The organism is Metabacillus niabensis, assembly GCF_902829255.1.
Classification (GTDB): Bacteria; Bacillota; Bacilli; order Bacillales; family Bacillaceae; genus Metabacillus; species Metabacillus niabensis.
The window spans coordinates 1-2292 of record NZ_CADEPK010000398.1; the positions used below are offsets into that span (position 1 = coordinate 1).

At 31.0% G+C, this 2292-nt stretch carries 1 protein-coding gene; it reads right to left on the reverse strand.

Annotation, left to right across the window (positions count from 1 at the left end; genetic code table 11):
* Positions 1-574 precede the first annotated feature (574 nt).
* A complete protein-coding gene (locus tag HU235_RS22520; protein WP_174881660.1) occupies positions 575-1309 on the reverse strand; it encodes a class I SAM-dependent methyltransferase in 735 nt (244 codons plus the stop codon).
* Positions 1310-2292: the final 983 nt, after the last annotated feature.

Below are 2292 nucleotides of genomic sequence, written 5' to 3' on the forward strand. Positions count from 1 at the left end.
CTCTCCCACGCATCCCGCAGGAGTCTCGCACTTACGCTCCAATCAACCTTAATAAAGTTTGCACAAAAAACCGACCTCTTCGTAAAGAGTCTTTTATTTATAGTTTTTTGCAATAAGCAATGTTCGGTTTTCATTAGAAATATTTTCGTTATGTCCCACCCTCTATTTTTTTAGGAATACCTTTAGTTGTTGTAGTTCGAAAATAAGCGTTAATCCGCTTTTGAAATTAACAAGATTTCTGCAATATTAATTAATATTTGTTCTTTGTACTATTAAAAAATAATTTTATGACGAAACACTTTTCATTCTTTGATGCATAACGAGACTTAGATAACAAAAAATACTGGCATTAATTATCTGTATAAACGGAAATACTTCCCCTTTACTACTAAGCACACTCTAGAAGAATGATAGTAAATAGTAACAACTCATAAAAATCGATAAATATTATAACCTTTTCATAATTATAATCCTTTCAATTTTAAACCTATTATGTTTATTCGTTTAAGTACATTCATTCACAATCTACTAAAATACTCTATGAAATAGATATAAGAAATCACCGATAAAACAATCATTTTCTTGCCTTAATTACAATAATAGATGGTCTTCTTTTCTCATCTTCTAATTTCGGCATTTTTTCTAAGCCAATTGGTATAGCTTGTGGTTCTATAATTTTTTCTAACACAAGTCCGCTATTGATAAGCGTATTAATTAAAGTCGAAATAGTTCTATGGTATTTAACTACACCTTCAATATACCAATGTTCCTCTCTCTTTCCTTCTTCTTGATAATTATCTAATCCCCAATGTAATCTATTCCCGTCCCCATCTATAATCCAATTATTCATTTCTTTTCGAGCTGTAACAATAGGATGTTCTGTTGAGAAAATAAACTCACCGTTTGTATTTAATAAGCTCACAATTTTTTCAATTAGTCTAGTGTAATCTTCTATATAATGAGCCATTAGAGAGCTTATGATAATATCAAATTTCTGATTTTTAACTTCTAAGTCTTCTATTGGTGTACAAATGTAATCTATTTTGTCGTGATTGTTTTCTTTTTTAGCAAGCTCAATCATATTCTTAGAAATGTCTACTGACGTAACCTTTAACGCACCATTATCTACACAGTACTTCGAAAACTGCCCATTACCACATCCTAAGTCCAATACAGTCTTCCCATTAAGGCTTGAGATAGTTGATTTAATTGCTGGCTGTTCAACAAAATCGTTATAGGTTACACCTGTTTTTCGCATAGAGATATAACTGTTGAAGAAAATATCATTATCATAAATATTTTGTTTCATTCGAATCTCCCCCGACTATTTAAAATAATTGTTGCTCTTCTTCAGCTAAGTAAAAAAACTAAGTGTTTTCCTGTAACAACGAACGTAACTTTTCTGCATAGAAAGGACGTTCATCTGGTTCGGTAAAATAACCTTTTGTTCGGTGAAGATTATCATTTTCATACCTAGGATAAACGTGAAGATGATAATGCCACAAATCCTAATTACCAGGAGGTTCATTATGTTGTCGAGTTGATATTTCCACGTCCATATGTTTTTCCTATTGCAAACGCTATCAATCGAGCAGCACGATGAATTTCAGCAGCCATTTCTATTGGAGGCTCAAATATGTTTTCAAAATGTTCATTTGGAACAACGAGTACATGCCCTTTGTTATTTGGCCATCATTTACTTGCGATAAAAGCAGTTACATGTTTATTCTGATAAATAATGTCCCTTTGCTTTGATCCTTTATTAGGTGTCTCTCATTATCTGAAACAACCTGAAAAAATGGACTTTCATATACTTCTGGTTTATAAACATAATTTCATCTATCCAAGACGTTTTTGCAATGTAAATACTCCGAATTATTTTTTCTCCTTTACTAATGAACCTGAAATTGCTGCAAAAATATCCCCAATTAAAGTCAATAGCTCAGCCATTATCGATCCCTCCGTTTAAACCATTTTTTTATTCTTACGGATTATCTAACATGTAAGTTTCAGCTTTCCTGAATTAATGGAAAACCGAAGATTCTTTCAAAAATTACAGAGCTATACCGCTTCTACACCTTTAAAAAGAACTAACTCTATTTACAAATACACATTTTAAAAACTTAAAGAGATTATTTATGCTTATCTAAAAGATTTTAATTATTAAGAAACGAATCGCAAAATGGTTTACAAAAACCTTGTTCTGACATACGTTCCAGTAATTCTTTTGTAGATATTTTATTCGGAATATTTATTTGGATAACTGAATTCAATAATTCATATTCATAATAG